General features: G+C 41.2%; 15 protein-coding genes. 2 read left to right on the top strand and 13 right to left on the bottom strand.

What is annotated here, in order from left to right; genetic code table 11:
- The first annotated feature begins 159 nt into the window (after window positions 1–159).
- Window positions 160–738, top strand: a complete 579-nt coding sequence (locus G399_RS0117525; RefSeq protein WP_006009954.1) for a GspH/FimT family pseudopilin — start codon at window positions 160–162, stop codon at window positions 736–738.
- Between the two features lie 336 nt (window positions 739–1,074).
- Here the strand turns inward: G399_RS0117525 and G399_RS0117520 are convergent, their stop codons facing one another.
- From G399_RS0117520 to murJ, 11 genes are all read right to left on the bottom strand, one after another.
- Complete coding sequence (locus G399_RS0117520) at window positions 1,075–1,545, bottom strand: type IV pilin protein (protein ID WP_006009958.1); 471 nt, start codon at window positions 1,543–1,545, stop codon at window positions 1,075–1,077.
- Window positions 1,546–5,631, bottom strand: a complete 4,086-nt coding sequence (locus G399_RS0117515; protein ID WP_006009959.1) for a PilC/PilY family type IV pilus protein — start codon at window positions 5,629–5,631, stop codon at window positions 1,546–1,548. It lies immediately after the preceding gene.
- A gap of 10 nt (window positions 5,632–5,641) precedes the next feature.
- Entirely contained in the window at window positions 5,642–6,205 is a 564-nt protein-coding gene (locus G399_RS0117510; protein WP_006009960.1) for a pilus assembly PilX family protein, read from the bottom strand.
- Window positions 6,202–7,083 (bottom strand): PilW family protein, encoded by an 882-nt coding sequence (locus G399_RS0117505; RefSeq protein ID WP_006009961.1) that lies wholly within the window; start codon window positions 7,081–7,083, stop codon window positions 6,202–6,204. Before G399_RS0117505 ends, G399_RS0117510 begins: the two co-directional genes overlap by 4 nt.
- A complete protein-coding gene (locus tag G399_RS0117500; protein WP_006009962.1) occupies window positions 7,080–7,730 on the bottom strand; it encodes a PilV family protein in 651 nt (216 codons plus the stop codon). The genes G399_RS0117505 and G399_RS0117500 overlap by 4 nt, the downstream gene beginning before the upstream one ends.
- Before the next feature lie 187 nt (window positions 7,731–7,917).
- The gene (ispH, locus tag G399_RS0117495; RefSeq protein WP_006009963.1) at window positions 7,918–8,859 is read right to left on the bottom strand and encodes a 4-hydroxy-3-methylbut-2-enyl diphosphate reductase; all 942 of its coding nucleotides are present in this window, start codon (window positions 8,857–8,859) and stop codon (window positions 7,918–7,920) included.
- A 1-nt stretch (window position 8,860) separates the two neighbouring features.
- On the bottom strand, window positions 8,861–9,325 hold the full coding sequence (fkpB, locus tag G399_RS0117490) for an FKBP-type peptidyl-prolyl cis-trans isomerase (RefSeq protein ID WP_193362903.1): 465 nt from the start codon (window positions 9,323–9,325) through the stop codon (window positions 8,861–8,863).
- Window positions 9,309–9,809, bottom strand: coding sequence for a signal peptidase II (gene lspA, locus G399_RS0117485; protein WP_026843848.1), 501 nt, complete (start codon window positions 9,807–9,809; stop codon window positions 9,309–9,311). Before lspA ends, fkpB begins: the two co-directional genes overlap by 17 nt.
- Window positions 9,802–12,636 carry an isoleucine--tRNA ligase gene (ileS, locus tag G399_RS0117480; RefSeq protein ID WP_006009966.1) on the bottom strand — a complete coding sequence of 945 codons (2,835 nt, stop codon included), beginning with the start codon at window positions 12,634–12,636 and terminating at the stop codon, window positions 9,802–9,804. Before ileS ends, lspA begins: the two co-directional genes overlap by 8 nt.
- 66 nt (window positions 12,637–12,702) lie before the next feature.
- Complete coding sequence (gene ribF, locus G399_RS0117475) at window positions 12,703–13,659, bottom strand: bifunctional riboflavin kinase/FAD synthetase (protein WP_006009967.1); 957 nt, start codon at window positions 13,657–13,659, stop codon at window positions 12,703–12,705.
- Between the two features lie 130 nt (window positions 13,660–13,789).
- Window positions 13,790–15,340: a murein biosynthesis integral membrane protein MurJ gene (gene murJ, locus G399_RS0117470; protein WP_006009968.1), complete on the bottom strand. Its 1,551-nt coding sequence runs from the start codon at window positions 15,338–15,340 to the stop codon at window positions 13,790–13,792.
- 294 nt (window positions 15,341–15,634) lie between these two features.
- Here murJ and rpsT point away from each other — a divergent pair, with 294 nt between their 5' ends.
- Entirely contained in the window at window positions 15,635–15,895 is a 261-nt protein-coding gene (gene rpsT, locus G399_RS0117465; RefSeq protein ID WP_006009969.1) for a 30S ribosomal protein S20, read from the top strand.
- A gap of 550 nt (window positions 15,896–16,445) precedes the next feature.
- Here the strand turns inward: rpsT and G399_RS0117460 are convergent.
- Together G399_RS0117460 and hupB are read right to left on the bottom strand one after the other, a co-directional pair.
- Window positions 16,446–18,338 carry a SurA N-terminal domain-containing protein gene (locus tag G399_RS0117460; protein ID WP_006009971.1) on the bottom strand — a complete coding sequence of 631 codons (1,893 nt, stop codon included), beginning with the start codon at window positions 18,336–18,338 and terminating at the stop codon, window positions 16,446–16,448.
- 197 nt (window positions 18,339–18,535) lie between these two features.
- The gene (hupB, locus tag G399_RS0117455) at window positions 18,536–18,808 is read right to left on the bottom strand and encodes a nucleoid-associated protein HU-beta (protein ID WP_006009977.1); all 273 of its coding nucleotides are present in this window, start codon (window positions 18,806–18,808) and stop codon (window positions 18,536–18,538) included.
- Between the last annotated feature and the right edge of the window lie 161 nt (window positions 18,809–18,969).

Genomic DNA, 18,969 nt, shown 5'->3' with positions numbered 1-18,969 from the left:
TAAAAAAATCAACCAACGCGGCTCAACGATACTCATTCTCCCGAGTTTACGTTCTATACATTAACACAAGGTATTAACTACGCTAACGAGCGATGTTAGTGTATACGCAACTACAATAAAAGTAGAGTATAGTTAGCTGAATTTTTATCGGGGGTCACTGTGTTAAATAACGAGATTACCACGCAAGTTAGTAAAACCAGTCAAAAAGGCGTTACCCTTCTTGAAATGATGATCACTTTAGCAATATTAGCGATTGTGTTAACGGTTGTCGCGCCCAGTATGCAAAATTTTCTGATTAAAAATAGAATTACCGGAGAGATTAATGAAGTCAGCGGCATAATTCAATATGCTCGCCACCTTGCGATAGATGAACAAATCAACGTTGTTGTGTGCCCATCTGAAGATTTTGAAGCATGTGGAACCAATTGGAATAATCCCAAAATTGTGTTCATTGATAGCAATGCAGATGGTAATAGAAACTCAGATGAGGAGCTTCTAGTAGCGACATCCAAGGCGTCTGACTCAACCAAAATGACGGGTCCAAATACGAGTATTAATTTCAAATATACAGGCGCCGCTAGTCGGTCTTTCAGTATTCAACTCTGTCCAATTAACACTGACGCGACTGTTGCTAGAGCGATTTTAGTGTCTTTGCAGGGGCGAGTGAAAGTCAGTTCTGATGCAGACGATAACGGCACACACGAAGACATGGATGGAGTCGCATTAACCTGCACCTAAGCACTAATGATGTAAATTAAACCTCTAAATACTGGTGTTAACGCCTAAAATTAAATCCCATAATGCCAAGTTTAGATAGCAACCTGCACCTACGCTATTTTTCTGGTCCTCAAAATTGGTCACATACACATAGACATACACAGACAGACAGACAGATAGATAGATAAGACAGATAGAGGTCAACTTGCCTGAGGTGTTTAGATTCTACAAGGCGCAAGACAATGAGGCTTCTACTTCTTAGGCAGAGAGGCTAATTAGCCTCGTAATCGTATTATCGACACCCACTTCAATATGAAGCGGGTGTCAATGAAGAGCGTATAAAGAATTAACTATCAACTAGCAAGTCCAACAAAACTCGTTAGTAGCAATGCTTCCATTATTATCAAGATCCCATGCTTTACGCCCATCACTATAAATAAAAAGTGCGCCATCACTTGCTAAGGACCCCCCTGATATCGGGGTTGCTTTCAAACGGAATGTAATACCGTTAGCTGATACGTCATCTATCGTCAACTCATATCTCTTATTGCCCGCAGGTTCAGAACTGGGTGAATGCGAAGCGAATATATTTGGTTTTCCTGTATTCGCTCCAGTTTCAGCTGCACCTTTATACGAAAAGCTAGAAGCGTTATGTCTCTCCATCGCTGCCGCAAAAGACATAAGGTCAGCTTGCGCCGTGCTTCTTGCCGCACCATTAATCATATTTTGATAACTGGGAAACGCAATTGCAGTGATGATGCCTATAATGGCGACTACAATCATCAGTTCAATCAATGTAAACCCATTCTGCGTTTGTTGAAATTTCATTTATTGGCGCTCCACTTCAGTTTTCCAAGTATTTTTCTGAACTCGCTCAAACTTACCGTATATGTTTCTGGCTAAACATTCAAAGTCAGAACCACAAGATATAATTTGACCATCTTCATCTGTCTCAATCACAGCTGATACGCATTCTGCACCTAAACAAACAACGGGTTTAACGATATTCTCAATGAGTATTTTAGTATCCGGTGCAATACCGGTTTGCTTAAGTAACGCAAACCTATCAGTGACATCTTTTTGATCATTATTATTTAAATCTTCAACCGCATTGGCATCAATAAGATTTACCAAATAGGCTCTACTATTTCCTGTTGGGGGAGCACAAGCACTGGCACTAGAGCTCGCTGGCAGGTAAGTGGTAAAGAATATTTTATAATCAAGTATTAACGGTGACGCCAATACTTTTTCACCATTTTGAGTCAGACGGATCATCCAACCATCCTTGGACGCAAACAGGCTGCTTTGCACTGCTCTTTCATCCACATTATCACTGGTCAATAAATGCTCTGTCGCATCGTATAAGCTAGCAGGGTTGATTGGTGTACTAGGCAGTACGAATTTATTGAATTCATCACGAACAAATACACCTTTGTCTTTAATCATGAAAAAGCTATCTTCAATACTCGTATTCAGAGGGCCAGCTCTAAAACCAGAACCGATAGCAACTGCAAAGTAATGTTCGTCTGTTGTAGAAATTTCAGCAATATCAGGTGCGTAATAGAAGCGTCGATTTTGCTCTACTGTGTCTCCACTCATCTTTGCTAATAACCCACCACTAACAAGGTTGCTAATGCTTTGGCCATTGTAGATATCTAAACGGAATATCTGCCCGCCCATGTCAGCCACGTACATATGATCAGCTAAACCATCGTTGTCGCGGTCAATGACTGAGATCCTAGCAGGGATACTATATTGCATATCGCTTAACAATAGATCAGCATTATCATTACTTGCAGACCACAGTAAATCGCCTGTGTTTGCATCAATAATATAGACTGCATTACCCATTGAGTCTTCACTACGATTTGCTTTTGCGTCCTGGTCGGGATCATAACCAGCACCAATGATCATGACATCTTTGACTGTGCCACCAATATTAATCTTTGTAATAGTAGGTCTTGACCAAGATTGGCCCATTTTTGCGTAATCACCTTGGCCACCATCAACCGTAAATACTATTTTAGGATCCATTTTAGCGGTTACATCAACAATATAGTAATTGTTCCCACCGCGGCGCATTCCGATATAAATATATTTTTTACCATTGTACTCGCGGTAAACCATGTCGCCATCCAGTCCATAGATATGATTAAACGAACTGCCGTTACGATAAAAATCGTTCAGGTTTTGCATTAATTCTTTAGGCATTATTGCAAAGTTTTCTTCACCTGTTTCAGCATCAATCGAATGCAAGAAACCATGGTTAGTCGCAACAAAAACAGAACTGTCGGTTGCACTGTAATTCACAATAACAGGTTGCGAATGTATCGGATCGCCCATTTGTAAACGAACATCTGTTGTAGACCCGTCACCATCGTCATCTCTAACATCGACACCTCTGGCCCATTGAAGAACGAGTTCTCTGGTACCCACAGGGTCCGAAACTGGATCTAATGCTAGGTCAGCACTTGTGATTTCAGAATTACTTTCAGAAATCTGATTAGTAGGGATAATGACGGAACCTGTAGTATCAAAAAAGTATACTTTTCTGACTAAGTCCAGACGACTAGCCGCGCCGCCAGCTCTGACATCATTACCATCTTGAATAGTCGACCAGTAAGAATGAGAGTTTTCAGAGAAAAAGCCTGAACCACTATCCACGGCGTTGACACCATTTTTATCCAATACTTTGTCACCACTGATCCGGTATTTTTTCAGATTACCCGGCCAATTTGTTCCTTCAGAAGGTTTAAACAAAGCAAAGTATAATTCATCTCTATGGGTTAAACGATTTAATTGGTTTACAGCAACACCAGGAGAAACGAAGGTTGCATTTACATCTTTCACGTTGCGCAAAATACTTTGAAATGCCAAAACTAAGTCATCACTATTGTCCGCCTGATAGAAGCCTCCTCCTCCTTGTAATGCAAGCTGATTTAAGAAGTTGTTTGCAGTGCTGTTAGCAGCAAAACCAATAGTATGAGTAACTACCCTAGCGTCTATCGCTGAATCACCGGCGTCACTTATGTTCTTAACCAAGTCCACTCCACACTTCTCGCCACCACTACCTGAGCAACTCTTACCTAGTAATGTTTGTATTTCATTAACACTGTGGTTGTTGTTGGCTTCACCATCGGATAACAATACAATATGATTGTTTACCTGACACTGCAGGTCTGTCACTGGAGAAATATAATTTGCACCGGCAGGAATATACTCTTGAGTACAACCCCAATCACTTAAGTTTTCTTCGTTGCAGCCCGAGGGACGGATCGCATCATCCCCAATGTAAGACGCGCGATGACTTACTCTTGTACTGCGTCTAACGTAGTTGCTAACGGAGTCTTCACCGCGTTTTCTGCCATAATAAACCGGACCACCCGCGAAATACTGTGAAGCTTCGTACAATGTATCAACGATAGGTGTCATGCCATTTGATGTTAACTCATCAACTTTACTCATAAGATGTTGACGAACAGTTGCAGACGATCCAGGCACCGCATTACCTTCAAATTCGACGACCAATCGAGCCGCTCCTGAAGGCTTGCCGTTGACGGTATATCCGCCTCTACTAGCGTTAGTAAAGTTGGACATAATAAACATCATTTTGTTACCGTTTCTCCAACCAGAGCGGTTAACGATTGTCTGCACAATACTGGTAATGGGAGGGCTTTTGTAGTCACGATTTTTGTACCAAGATTCAATATTACTCCAGGTAACAGCTGAGGTTTTACTTTTATTGTGCTGCATGTAACGAATATAGGGACTAAAATCATTTGGGTGGTCCTCGTTAACACCTTGAATGAGCATAGATGCGCCGCTAGAGGTGCCATTTTGATAAGCTGTAAACTCTAGATAAGCATCAGTAATAGTCGCATTTTCAGGAATATTTACACCCGCAAAACGTAAACCGACGTATTCATTCGAATAAGCGTTAAACGTTAGCTCTTGTCCTGTATTTTGATAGCCATTCGAGCGCTCTTCCGCATTCTCACCCTGTGAGTTTACTTGATATATCAAACGCTCACGCATACACCCTGTTGCGGTAGTTTCATCATACGTGACAATTAATTGAGGCGTTGAACCATTGCCCTGCTCCAACGACGATGTTTTGCGACCGCTTGAAGCAGATACGCTTGTGCCCTCTACGATGAGATTGAGGCTATTCCCACCGCACCAATCACCTCGATTAATAACTTCTTGCAACACTGCGCTAATGTCGGGTGATAACAGACTCTCACTGGACAGGGGGAAGTTATTGTCGGTGTCCCAAATTACTTCAGCACTTGTGGTTAGGCGGTTTGAAATATTACTAGCTTCATTTTGAAAAGTCGTTGAGTTGCCGATCGCCTCAGCTCTAAACGATAGTGTGGCGTCTGAGGTGTTCAGAGTACTCGATGTAAAGCGCACACGAGCGCTGGTGATCACAGCTCCTCTAGGAATTCGTAAACCTTGGTATCGCAAGCCAGTTAATACGGTATCTGTTCCTTTCGTTAAATCAATTTCACTAGAGGAAATAGTAACGTCTTCATCGATTTCATAAGCATCATCAGTCCCTGAGGTTATTGGAATAATAATTTCAGGGGTAACTGGCGAGTCTATTCCGCGTACAGGAAATAAAATAGGACCACCAAAATCTGAAAATCGCATCAAACCAGCGTTTATATTAGTGGCTGAACCTAACGCGGTTTTCAGTGCATTTTGCACCCTTAGCATTCTAGTCTCATCAGTACCATCTTTGGATCCCATAGAGCCAGAACTATCCATAATAAACAATACATTAGGATTATAGGTATTTGATGTACCTCCTGTTCCTAAGTATATTTCGAGGTCGTCTCCCATGGCACTCATACTGATCAGGATAGTTAATAGAAAGGCGCTGACCGAACTTGTAATTTTCTTGATTGACATACCTAATACCTCAATTCGATGATGGTGCAAAAACAGCTGCACTCATTGTATTTGCAACGGCATAATTGCTTCCCACAGTTTTTCCGCAGCCCCTAACCATGAAAATATGACAGCTAATATTACTGCCACCAATAACGTTACTCGACCCTCTGCATGCTTCTTCTCGGACAAAAACACTTTTAGACCAACTTGTCGTTGCCGGATTAGTTCTGAAATCTCCTTGCGTTGTATGCATCTTTCCTCGCGTTAATCCATCATTGGTGATAAAGCGATCAGTACGATCATTGTCAAAACAACTTAATTCATCATTGGCAAGGTCTAAGGCATCTAACTGCCTCGCTTCAGACAGCGGGTCTGATTTAAGCGGATTGGATAATAAAGACTCGTCTTCTGCCTCATATACCACACCAGCGAGTGCAGCCTCCGCCGCATCAAAAGCAAATGATTTACGCTCTAGTGATGCCGCCATTTTAGTCTGTAATATGCCACTAGAAACGGAGGCAACGCCTAGAATGGTCAATGACATCAGCACCAGCAGTGCAAAAACCATAACGACACCTTGCTGACTTTTCATGCATTGCTCCTTACGAAATTTTTCATATTTCTTAATGTTATTGTTGTTTCAAATGATTTATATAGGCCATTATCGTCTGGGACATAATTTGCTTCATTGAGTAATCTGAAAAACGGCTTGGTTTTAACTGTAATGTCACTATCAGCACGGACAACGAGAGCGATACGCAAAGCGACTATTGTTTTGCCAGTGTCTATTGCAAGTTGGATCCCATCCGCTGTGATAAAACGAGTAGGAATTGCTGACCCTGCAGTAGACGCTAAGTCAGTGATACCGTAGGTGACTTGAAAGTTAGTTACGTCGTCTAAGAGGGTAATTGAGTTGTGGCTGTTATGACCATCAGCCACTTTTTGCCCGCGTAAATAACGGCCATCAAAACCCCTACATTTGAGCTTATTATCAGCAACGAAATATTCGTTAACCACATAAAATTCTTCTTCATTTAAATAACCGAGGGCATAACCTCTGCAATCCATATTGCTTTGCAAGCTAACGACTAAGGTATCATTGCCACCGCTGCTTCCTTGAACAGCACCTAAACTTGTTCTCACCGCAAACTGATTGGGCAATATGATGGGATGATTTCGTACAAAGTTGTTTTCGTCGACAACATCTACATTAATGTTTAACTTAGGATTCATTTGATCATACAAACCCACCATCAATATTTCGCCACGCAGGCGATTAATAATAAACCGCCCGCTTTCTTGAGTGGATGCCATTGCTCTATTCAATTTTTCAGTGACCGAGTTGCTGACCATTATTTGAATTACCGCACCTGCGATCACCAATCCTAATGCCATCGAAATCATTATTTCGACTAAGGTGAATCCTTTTTGATTTTTTTTCTGACTACTTTTGTTGATAAATAGATTCATAAGGCAACCTCCACTACAACGCAGTCGTTGGAATCTGTTAGCGTCTTATTACAAGCACTATTTAACACTCTCTCGTTGCCCTGCCAGTTGCGCACAGGCCAACTAACGATGACTTCATGAATAGAGCCAGCACTGCATAAGTCAGTATCGCCCAAATCTTTATCTGTGCATGTCAGGCTTATTTGAGCATTCGGATTATTTCGTGCAGCGGCACATGACATTTGATAACCATCAAACTCAGCTAGTTCAGCTGAGTTACAATCACCTGTTTGGCAATTGGCAATAGCAGCAGGATGCGCTTTACAATGGCATTCATAAGGACTTGCGTCTGTTACTGAGCACGTCAGGTTATCAAAGTTATATATTTCGTCATCAAAATAATTATTGTCAACAACAAAGCCATCCGTGACGTCAGATGACATCGCGTTTGCATTCAAACGTTCACTGAATTGCTGTGCTACAAAAACAGCTTGAGTACGATTCAAGGCATCAGCGTTAGAAAACGACCCTACAAATTGCAGCGACGCAACGCCTAAAAGGCCGATTGATAGTATAAAAAGAGTTACTAACACTTCAACCATGCCGAGTCCGCTCTGGGATAGCATTGATTTTTTCGCTAATTTATTAGACGGCTTATTCAGCATCATAATTATTCAAAAACAGCTTTTTCATAACATCAGCTTACATGAGATGCATGAGTATTTGGTTATCGTGAATAAGTCTAACGTATTAAATACGTATCGAAACTGAACTGAAGTAGGTTTATAGTGGGGATACTAGCGCAACACACTGTTTTTACTATGCTTGGCGCTAGTTTATTTGTTTTACCAAAACTTAAATTTGCTTAATTCGTAGCTCTTTTGGCACAGCGAATTCTATTGTTTCTTCGCGCCCGGGGCGTTCAGATGCAGTAACTGCACCCCAACTCAGTAATTTATCAACGACCCCTTTAACCAAAACCTCTGGTGCTGAAGCGCCGGCAGTGACACCGATGTTGTAGACGTTGGTAAGCCATTCTTTTTGGATACAATCTGCATCCGCTATCAGATACGCTTTTGAACCAATTTTTTCAGCTAGCTCTCTCAACCTATTTGAGTTTGAACTATTTTGCGCGCCCACGACCAATAGAATGTCGCAATCACTGGCAAGCTCTCTTACCGCATCTTGTCGATTTTGTGTTGCATAACAAATATCATCTTTACGCGGGCCATCAATTTTTGGAAATTTTTGACGCAAAGCATCAATGATATCGGCAGTATCATCTACAGAAAGCGTCGTTTGGCTACAATAATAAAGTGCGTCAGGGTTGTTAACCACAAGGGTTTCTACATCGTCAATTGACTCAACTAAATATATACCGCCATTAGGGTTGTCATATTGCCCCATTGTGCCCTCAACCTCAGGGTGTCCTTGATGTCCAATCAAAACGCACTCAGTGCCTTTTTTACTGGCTCGAATTACTTCCATATGAACTTTTGTCACCAATGGACAAGTTGCGTCAAACACCTTGAGTCCGCGATTATCGGCTTCTGCACGAACGGCTTGCGATACGCCATGAGCAGAAAAAATAACAATGGTGTCGTCAGGAACTTCAGTCAACTCATCAATAAAAACCGCACCACGTTTTTTCAAACCATCGACAACGAATTTATTATGCACAACTTCATGACGAACATAGATCGGCGACCCAAACATCTCCAGTGCACGCTCGACGATAATAATAGCGCGGTCGACTCCTGCGCAGAAGCCTCTAGGGTTGGCCAAATGGATCTTCATTTTATTTTGCTCCCGTGTCTCTTACTTCTATAATTTCAACAATAAAAGTGACACTTTGTCCTGCGAGTGGGTGATTAAAATCAACTGTGACTGAATGTCCAACAGCACTGCGGATAACACCGGGTAGTTCAGAACCGTCAGGTTGGGCAAACGAGATTATCATGCCCTCCTCTACCGGTGTATCTGCATTAAATTTAGTACGGTCAACATAATATATATTGTCAGGATTGGGCATACCAAAGGCATCGTCAGCATTCAACAAAAAAGACTTCTTGTCACCTGCCACTAGTCCGCGCAAACAATCTTCAAAATTTTTGGTCAGACTTCCATCACCCATTACCATTTTTGCAGGTTTGTTATTCACTCTAGTACTATCAGCAGCTGAACCATCCGACAGCTTTAAGTCAAAATGTAAAATAACTTCGCAGTTATCTCCAATGGCTAAGGTATTATTTGTCAACTTCATTTGCCTCTTTGTTAATAAACATGTCAATGATAAGCAAAGCAGCACCTATAAATATTGCAGAATCGGCAATATTAAATGCAGGCCAATGCCAACTACCATAGTATAAATCAAGAAAATCAATTACATAACCATGCAGGATACGATCATAGACGTTACCTATTGCGCCACCCAAAATAAATGAGAAAGCAACTGGTAACAATAGTTGCTGTCGGGTTGTACTTTTCAACCACCACAATATCAAGCCACTGACACCTAAGGCAATGGCACTTAAGAAATATCGTTGCCAACCGCCAGCATCGTAAAGAATACTGAATGCTGCACCGTAGTTGTGTACATAAGTAAAGTTGAAAAACGGAATTATTTCAATAGACTCATACAACTGCATTGAGTTTACCACCGCTTGCTTAGTCCACTGGTCTAGTATTACGATGATAATTGAAATCCAAGTAAATCGCATTCCCGTATTCTTCAAAAGATTAAGCATATTCGCGCACTTCTCCGTCACCATCAACGTTGTTGATACATCTGTTACAGAGTTCAGGGTGTTTAGGATCGTTACCTACCTCTGGTTTATAGTGCCAACAACGAGCACATTTCTCGCCATCGGCGACTAATACATCAATGAAGATATCTGAATCATTCAACGCAATGGCCGTCATCGTTTTTTCACTCAAGCCCTTCACTTCGGCTTCAGAGGTGATGAGTACAAAACGCAACTCGTCTTTTAATTTGGCAAGCAAATTTGCTTTTCCTGAATTCACATAAACAATCACTTTCGCCTCAAGTGAACCGCCAATGATTTTCTCATTACGCGCTTTTTCCAATGCGCTATTCACTTCGGTTTTTATTTTCATGATTGTCTGCCAGAAATCATTATCAAGCGAATTGGTTGCCGTTGCATTAACTGCTGGTAATCCTGTGTACCAAGCCCCTGTGAAAACGAATTCATCACGCTCACCCGGCATCGCTTCCCAGACCTCTTGTGCGGTAAAACTCATTACTGGCGCCATCCAACGTACTAAGGCTTCAGCAATATGATATAACGCCGTTTGACAGGAACGTCTCGCTAGACCATCAGTCTTAGCGGTGTATTGTCTGTCTTTTATAATATCCAGATAGAAGCTCCCCATTTCGATAGAACAGAACTGCATCATTGTTTGACACACCACTAAAGTATCGTATTGGTCGTAACTATCCAGAATTTGCTTTTGCACTGCAGATGCACGCAAAACAGCCCATTGATCTAATGCAACCATATCATCGAAGGGCACAATATCTCTAGTCGGCTCAAACCCATTTAAGTTTGAAAGTAAGAAGCGGCAAGTGTTGCGGATTCGACGATAGGCATCAGCAGAACGCTTCAAAATTTCATCTGAAACTGTCATCTCGCCACGATAGTCGGTTGAACCGGCCCATAAGCGCAGAATGTCAGCACCTAGTTTATTGGTCACTTCTTGAGGTGCAACAACATTACCTAAGGATTTAGACATTTTCTTACCGTTGGCATCAACGGTAAAACCATGAGTTAGCACTTCTGTATAAGGAGCATGACCATGCATAGCTGTGGACGAAATTAATGAAGACATAAACCAACCTCGGTGCTGATCTGAACCTTCGAGGTATAAATCGGCACCCGCGGGAATGTCATCACGCTTATCAACCACAAAATAATGCGTAACACCAGAATCAAACCAGACATCAAGTGTGTCTGTGACTTTTTGATATTGAGCTGCATCTGCCCCAATTAGGCTTTCAACGTCCATATCCCACCAAGCCTGGATCCCTTTTTTCTGAACCGCCAAGGCTACTGTTTCAATAATTTGTGCGGTTTTTGGGTGCAGTTCGCCTGTTTCTTCATGCACAAACAATGCGATTGGCACACCCCAAGTCCGTTGACGTGAAATACACCAATCTGGACGGCTTTCAACCATGCTCTTAATGCGTTCTTCGCCCCAGCCTGGGATCCATTTTGTTTTACTAATTTGTTCAATTGATTGCTTACGTAAACCATTTTTATCCATGCTGATAAACCACTGAGGAGTGGCTCGAAAGATGATCGGTGATTTGTGACGCCAGCAATGTGGGTAACTATGCACGTACTTCACCTGCAACGCTAAAGCGCCCTTCTCAGCTAACGCGTCTGCAATTGGCTGGTTAGCCTTGAACACATGCAAGCCGGCAAATAATGGCGTATTTTCAAGATAAACACCATTGCCACCTACTGGATTATAAACTTCGATATCGTATTGTTTGCCTACATTAAAATCGTCTACTCCGTGAGCAGGTGCAGTATGCACGCAACCGGTTCCGGCCTCAGTTGTAACGTGCTCACCTAAAATCAACGGCACTTGAATAGGATTCAGTGGATGATTAACCAATAGATTTTCAAGCTCAGCACCGGTGCATGCACCAACAGTATTGAACTCTGTAATGCCATAACGCTGCATACAAGTCTCAACTAAATCAGCCGCAATAACATAATTTTCTTTACCCGTCTGCAACGTCACAGCTACCAGCTCATAACTTAACTCAGGATGTAAACTAATCGCGCGGTTTGCAGGAATAGTCCACGGTGTTGTTGTCCAAATAACAACTGAAGACTTAATTTGCTGCAGTAGGTCAGAGGCGATACCAAAAGCATCTGCAAACCCAGCATAATCGGTAATCTCAAACTTCACATCAATTGCAGGAGATTCTTTATCTTGATATTCAACTTCAGCTTCTGCCAATGCTGACCCGCAATCCGTGCACCAATGAACAGGCTTAAACCCTTTTTCTAAATGCCCTGACTCTACAATTTTACCAAACGCTCTAATAATGTTCGCTTCTGAACTAAAGTCCATGGTCTTGTATGGGTTTTGCCAGTCGCCTAACACACCTAAGCGAATAAAATCTTTACGTTGCCCGTCAATCTGACGTTCGGCATAAGCTCTGCACTTTTCACGAAACTCAGCAGCAGTGACCTTTTTACCCGGTTTCCCTACTTTCTTCTCTACCATTAACTCAATAGGTAAACCGTGACAGTCCCAACCAGGTACATAAGGCGAGTCAAAGTCTGATAAGGTTTTTGACTTGACAATAATGTCTTTCAAAATTTTATTAACCGCATGGCCTATATGAATATCGCCATTCGCATACGGAGGGCCATCGTGCAATATAAAAGGTTTTTTACCAGCTTTAGCGCTTCTGATCTGCTCATACAGCTTTTTGTCTGTCCACTGTTTCAACATCTGCGGCTCGCGATTAGCCAAATTACCACGCATTGGAAACGCCGTTTCGGGCAAGTTTAGCGTCTGTTTATAATCAGTCATATCTGGTTTTCCACTTCTATAATTATATTTTTTTAAATTTAATACTGACTTTATTACTGTAAGTCTTTAAATATTGAATATATCTCGTGCTGCTTGAGCGTCACATTTTATCTGTTGATGCAACGCTTCAAAGTTTTCAAATTTTTTCTCATCTCTGAGTTTACATTTAATAATAACTTCTATAAACGTACCGTAAAGGTCCTGTTTAAAATCAAACAGATGCACTTCTAGTTGCGATTTGGTACCTTTAACCGTAGGCCTATTACCTATATTAGCGACGCCTTTAAAACACTGCTTAGCAATAATAACTTCAACCGCAAAAACACCACTGATGGGCGACTTACATCGTTTAAGCAACACATTTGCCGTCGGAAAACCAATGGTTCTGCCTTTTTTGTCACCGTGATTAACTCGCCCAGCAATCGTAAACTCTCGGCCTAGCATTTCCTTGGCTAACTCAAAATCACTATTGGACAACGCTTGGCGAATTTCGGTTGAACTAATTCTGCAATTTGCTAATTTAAAGCTTTGTGTACTAACTACATCAAACTCCGATTTCAATCCGGCTGCTAGCAATAAATCAAAACTTCCTTTACGTTGATGACCAAATCGAAAGTCATCACCAACCACTAAAAATTTAACACCGAGTTGTTTTACTAATAAATCTTGAATAAAGCTTTCAGGACTCATTGCAGCAAAAACAGAATTAAATCTAACGCAAATAAGACGGTCAATGCCCAACGCTTTGAACTGTTCATATTTATCGCGAAAACGTGACAACCTAGCAGGTGCGTGCTGCGGAGCAAAAACTTCTTCAGGTTGCGGCTCGAAAATCATAACAGTTGAGGCCAAACCGAGTGTTTTTGCTTTCTCAACTAAATTAACCAGCACAGCCTGATGTCCTAAATGAACGCCATCAAACTTACCAATAGTTAACACACAACGCTGTTGTTGTTGCCGTAAATTGTGTAGGCCTCGAATTAACTGCAAACCACCTTGCCTTTTGATGTTTGAATTATGCATTCTTCGCGGTTCTTAAGAAAAACCGAGAGCAATACACAAAAATTAAATGAATGTAATCGTTTTAAAGCCTAAAGATTATAAACGACCGCTGAGTGAATACCAATGATTATAAGGAGACCAAGCCAATTTTTTAGGCCGATTTTTGAATTTTGAAATGCCTTGGTCGAATTCCGACCAATATTAAGCTGACCGCAAAGACACTGAGCCCTAAAACAACAAGTTTGCTTAGCATGTAAACGCGTTCCATCAAGATCGCTGATTCCCAGGCAAAATTAAGATTAAATATATAAATGGAGATACCCATAAAAACGGATGCTAACGCCACTTTAATAATAAAACTGAGAGTATCTTTTCCTAATTTATAGACCCCTTGCCGATGTAAACGCTGATATAGAAGGATAGCATTTAGCGTACCCGACATAGCAGTAGCAATAGCCAAACCGACATAACCGAAAGGGATAGCAAAAATCAGGTTGAACAGCATATTAGTGGCCATCGTAATAATGCCGTACTTTACCGGTGTCCGAGTGTCTTGACGAGAATAGAACGCGGGAGCAAGTATTTTAACTAACATGAAGCCCAATAGACCACTGCCGTAGGCAATTAGACTATAAGATGCCATTTGAGCATCCACAACCGAAAACTCGCCACGTTGAAAAATAACCATTAAAAGTGGAAAAGCCAATAGAACAAGCGCCATCGATGCTGGTATACCGAGTAAACAAATAATCTTAAATGCCCAATCCAAATTATTTTTGAAGCCTTGATCGTCCTTACTAACATGATTTCGTGAAAGTGCAGGTAATATAACCGTTGCTATCGCGATACCGAATAAGCCAAGTGGAAATTCCAATAAACGGTCACTGTAGTACAGCCAACTAATTGAGCCTGTCATTAGGAAACTAGCTATTAGTGTATCTAGAAGTAAGTTTATTTGACTCACCGATACGCCAAAAAGCGCAGGGATCATTAGTGTCCTTACTTTGGTCACATTGGGATCGCGCCAACCCCACTTAGGTTTAACTAGAAGGCCTGCTCGGTATAAAAAAGGGAGTTGAAATAATAGTTGCACCATGCCACCAATAAAAACCCCCCAAGCTAACGCAAAAGCAGGTTGCTCTAATCTTTCAGCAAATAACCATGCACAGGTGATTATACTGAGATTAAGCAGGACAGGTGTAAATGCCGCTACCGCAAATTTGTTGAGTGTATTGAGGACAGCCCCAGCAAATCCCGTCAGTGATATAAAAAATATATAAGGGAATGTAATTTTTAGCATACTAGAGGCTAGCTCGAAGTTAGCCCCATCTGGTTCGTCATTTAAATAGTCGATAAACCAGCCCGTGCCAAATAATGCAGCCAATACGGGCGATAAAACCACACCTACGATGGCGGTTACGAAAACAATTGCGCCGAGTGTACCAGACACTTTTGCAACGAAGTCTTCCAATTCAGCTTTGTCTTGGTGCGCCTTCACTTCAGTTAAAACCGGCACAAATGCTTGTGCAAAAGCGCCTTCGGCGAATAATCTACGTAAAAAATTAGGGATTTTGTTAGCAAAAAAGAAAACATCAGCGGCTGCTCCTGCCCCCATAAGATTAGCGACCACAACATCTCGCACTAATCCGAGTACTCTCGATATTAACGTCATTGAGCTGACGACAATCCCTGATTTTAACATCGACCCACTTTTACCTTAGCGTTATTACTATTTGTAACCAACGGTTCTTACTGCATTTGCATTTGTATTTTTATAATCGCATTAATACCCTTAGGCTCGCAATAACTGATTGCTTATTGCACAAATAATGGGCGCTTTTACCTTCAAATAAATGTAAAGTCGAAAGCATTCAACGGCAAGTTAGTTATTTACGTTATTTTTTGACTTTAGCCGTCAATTTTATTGACACAGGTATTTAAAAACCGGATAATCCGCACCCTCAATTTTGACATGAATTTATTTAGGAGTTTCACCTTGGCTAACATTAAGTCTGCGAAGAAACGTGCAATCCAATCTGAGAAGCGTCGCCAGCATAATGCAAGCCGTCGCTCCATGACCCGTACGTGCATCAAGAAAGTACTTGCCGCTATTACAGCTGGTGATAAAGCAGCTGCACAAGTAGCATTTACAGCCGCAGTTCCGGTTTTGGACCGTATGGCAACTAAAGGCCTTATTCATAAAAATAAAGCTGCTCGTCACAAGAGCCGTCTAAACACACAAATAAACGCGTTGTAAGGAAACTCCTTACAACATCGTTGATAGTGTAGATGTTTAAAAAAAAGTAAAACAATTTAAAAAACGCCTAATCGGCGTTTTTTTTTGAGTGTGATAAATAAGTTTAAGTGCTATTTGTAAATTTGTTTTAGACCGATATTAAACTACCATCTTGATTTTAAAAGAATATGCACTATTTGAACAAATATAACGTATGTTGTCTAACTGGGTGCCGTTTAAGCACATCGCAAGCAAACATTATCTGAGATAATGTAATGTAAATTAACACCTTGGAGTACAATCTGATTGTTTAAGTTCTTATTTCTAATCCCTATCGTTCTTTGTATTTTCTGGCTGTTCTATTTACGCGCTAGTGGCCACTCTATATCACAAGGCAAACAGGGCTTCATTTATATTATTGTCATTTGTGCAACCATTCTCGCTGCCTTTTCAAGCATCATGTGGTTGTTGTGATATACAAAAAACCCCATGGCCTGACAGGCTCACGGGGTTTATCTTAACCTTCACTCTATTCAATCGGTTCGACTAAACAGAATGTTAAGCAAGCATGTTATCTTTTCATTATCTCGATGTCAGCTTTGCCTTTTAATGCGTCTACAAAGTTATCATAAGCGTTTCTGTTTGCATTACTAGCCAAACCTGTTTTGCCAGCAAGCAAGTCTTCTTCTGACACTTCAGACGCCGACTGAACTGACTCTAAGATAACCAAACCGACATTGCCTGAACTGAGCTTCACAACTGATACGTTTTGCTGTGCAACTGGCGACAGCTTAAAGATAGCAATCGTCATCTCGATAGGAACTTCGCGGCCAAAACGAGGAATACTCTCAACTGTTTTAATTTCTAATGACTTTGCAGCTAACGCTTCATCAATCGATTCACCAGCAAATATTTTAGTTTTGAGACCTTCGGCCCAATCAACCGCAGCCTGTTGTGTCTTTGTAGCCGTGAGTTGGTTTACAATACTCGCACTAACATCTTCAAGTGGCAACGTTCGTTGTGGGTTATGACCTATCACTCTGGTGACCATGATTTTTTCGTCTGTTATCTTAAGAACATCACTGTTTAAACGGTTTTCAACTAACTCAGAACTAAACGCAACATTTTCTACTTGCGGGTAATTAACCGATGCAGGGTAATTAGTTTTCTCAAAAAACGCAGTATCAATAATAGGTCTATTAGTAATTTCGGACACTCGCTGTAAACTATCAGGCTGCTCAAATGCGGCACTAGCTACTTGTTCTTGAAGACCAAAGAAACTCCCCATTGCTTTGTCTTTCAATAGTCTTTGAGTTAGCTCTTCTTGGATTTCAGCAAACGGCGTTGTGATTACCGATGTTAGTTCGGTTAACTTAATAATGTGATAACCAAACTCAGTTTGCACCAGTCCACTGTTATCGCCTACTTCTTTTAATCCAAATGCTGCGTCTTCGAATGACTCACTCCAATCGCCTCTGTTGATGAAATCTAAGTCGCCACCAACTTCCGCGCTAATTGTGTCCGCAGAGCGTTCTGATGCAATTTGAGCAAAGTCAGCTTCTGGCACCTGAACCAGTGCAAGCACCTCCTCCGCCATTGCTTTAGCTGCTGCTTCATCGTCACCAAATTCAATTAAAATATGTGAAATGCGGCGTTCTTCTAGCGTTTGGTAAGCGGCTAGATTGTCTTGGTAATTAGCAAGGACTTCTTCTTCTGTTACAACTTCGTTAGCAATCAAGTCGGAAACAGAGATTGTTACATAGGATAACTTGACCTGTTCTTGCGTATCAAAATCACTCAAATTAGATTGATAATACTGCTCAACTTCTTCGTCAGACACAGTAACATCGGTCGCAAAATTGGTCGCACTAACTTCAAGCGTTCTCGCTGTTCTCGTCTGCTGCTGCAAACGCAATATGGCAGTTACTTCGTCATCAATACTGAAGCTTGAACCATTGATCACATTGCTTAGCTGTTCAGTTGTCATTTGCTTGCGCAAATAGTCTCGAAAACTCGCCGGTGTGAAATTCTGTCTAGCGATGACGGCTTGAAAAGTATCGTTATCAAACTGACCCGCAATTTTAAATGCATCAATATCAAAAATAGTCTGTTTAATTTGTTCAGTGCTTACTCGTAAACCAAGTTCAGTTGCTTGCTGTTCTATCAGCTTCTCCGAAATTAATTGATCTAAAACCTGCGTTCTGAAGGTTTCCAAGTACGCTTCATTAGCAAACGCTGCAGCCACTGACTCACCAAATTGAGCTTCCATTCGGGTTCGTTGATTTTGGTAAGCTGCTTCAACTTCATTTAATGTGATGTCTTCACCGTTCACTGTCGCTGCCACTGGAGTTGATGAAGAACCTAAGTAACTTCCAACACCAGTGACTGCGAAACTAATAATTATTAAGCCAACGATAGTCATGGCTAAAGGACCTTGAGAGCCCTCTCTAATTTTTTCTAACATAAGTTAAAACAACCTTGTAATACTAACTTTCATGTTGCAATCAAACGAGTGATTGCGCCGCTTAATTCGCTTTTTTAGGCCGCATACTATACCTGTTGAACAACGCTTGCGCGACTATTAAGGGTTCTTTTTTTAAATTATATAAATAAAAAAGGCGATGGAATAGCCATCGCCTTTTTAAAATAAAACTAAAATGCTTAGTTAACAGCGTCTTTCAATGCTTTACCAGCTTTGAATGAAGGTACTTTAGCAGCAGCAATCTGGATAGTCTCACCAGTTTGTGGGTTACGGCCGCTACGCGCAGCGCGTTCACGAACTGAAAATGTACCGAAACCGACAAGTGCTACTTGGTCGCCATCTTTAAGAGCAGAAGTAACTGCGTCAGTGAAAGCATCTAATGCACGACCCGCAGCAGCTTTAGAAATGTCTGCGCTAGCAGCAATTGTATCGATTAGTTGAGACTTGTTCACAATATGACCCCTTTATTTTTTTATTATATTGCTCAATGCAAAATTATATCGTCTAAAAGTTATAACAAGCTTGCAGTGGAACTTCAAGCTGTGATTAACAATTTTTTAACTTCCTAGTAAATCGCTTGCTATCCCTTTCGTGACAAGGCATTAAGCGAGTA

The sequence above is a fragment of the Brumicola pallidula DSM 14239 = ACAM 615 genome, from assembly GCF_000428905.1.
GTDB classification, from domain to species: domain Bacteria; phylum Pseudomonadota; class Gammaproteobacteria; order Enterobacterales; family Alteromonadaceae; genus Glaciecola; species Glaciecola pallidula.
The sequence above is the reverse complement of the archived record's forward strand: the minus strand, read 5'-3'. Positions and strand labels throughout refer to the sequence as shown.

What these genes read in the sequence shown, in the direction of transcription:
- G399_RS0117500 (WP_006009962.1), bottom strand. Translation starts at nt 7,730, where the DNA reads ATGATGCTGAATAAGCCGTCTAATAAATTAGCGAAAAAATCAATGCTA.
- ispH (WP_006009963.1), bottom strand. Translation starts at nt 8,859, where the DNA reads ATGAAGATCCATTTGGCCAACCCTAGAGGCTTCTGCGCAGGAGTCGAC.
- G399_RS0117460 (WP_006009971.1), bottom strand. Translation starts at nt 18,338, where the DNA reads ATGTTAGAAAAAATTAGAGAGGGCTCTCAAGGTCCTTTAGCCATGACT.
- G399_RS0117505 (WP_006009961.1), bottom strand. Translation starts at nt 7,083, where the DNA reads ATGAATCTATTTATCAACAAAAGTAGTCAGAAAAAAAATCAAAAAGGA.
- murJ (WP_006009968.1), bottom strand. Translation starts at nt 15,340, where the DNA reads ATGTTAAAATCAGGGATTGTCGTCAGCTCAATGACGTTAATATCGAGA.
- ribF (WP_006009967.1), bottom strand. Translation starts at nt 13,659, where the DNA reads ATGCATAATTCAAACATCAAAAGGCAAGGTGGTTTGCAGTTAATTCGA.
- G399_RS0117510 (WP_006009960.1), bottom strand. Translation starts at nt 6,205, where the DNA reads ATGAAAAGTCAGCAAGGTGTCGTTATGGTTTTTGCACTGCTGGTGCTG.
- G399_RS0117515 (WP_006009959.1), bottom strand. Translation starts at nt 5,631, where the DNA reads ATGTCAATCAAGAAAATTACAAGTTCGGTCAGCGCCTTTCTATTAACT.
- ileS (WP_006009966.1), bottom strand. Translation starts at nt 12,636, where the DNA reads ATGACTGATTATAAACAGACGCTAAACTTGCCCGAAACGGCGTTTCCA.
- fkpB (WP_193362903.1), bottom strand. Translation starts at nt 9,325, where the DNA reads ATGAAGTTGACAAATAATACCTTAGCCATTGGAGATAACTGCGAAGTT.
- G399_RS0117520 (WP_006009958.1), bottom strand. Translation starts at nt 1,545, where the DNA reads ATGAAATTTCAACAAACGCAGAATGGGTTTACATTGATTGAACTGATG.
- lspA (WP_026843848.1), bottom strand. Translation starts at nt 9,809, where the DNA reads ATGCTTAATCTTTTGAAGAATACGGGAATGCGATTTACTTGGATTTCA.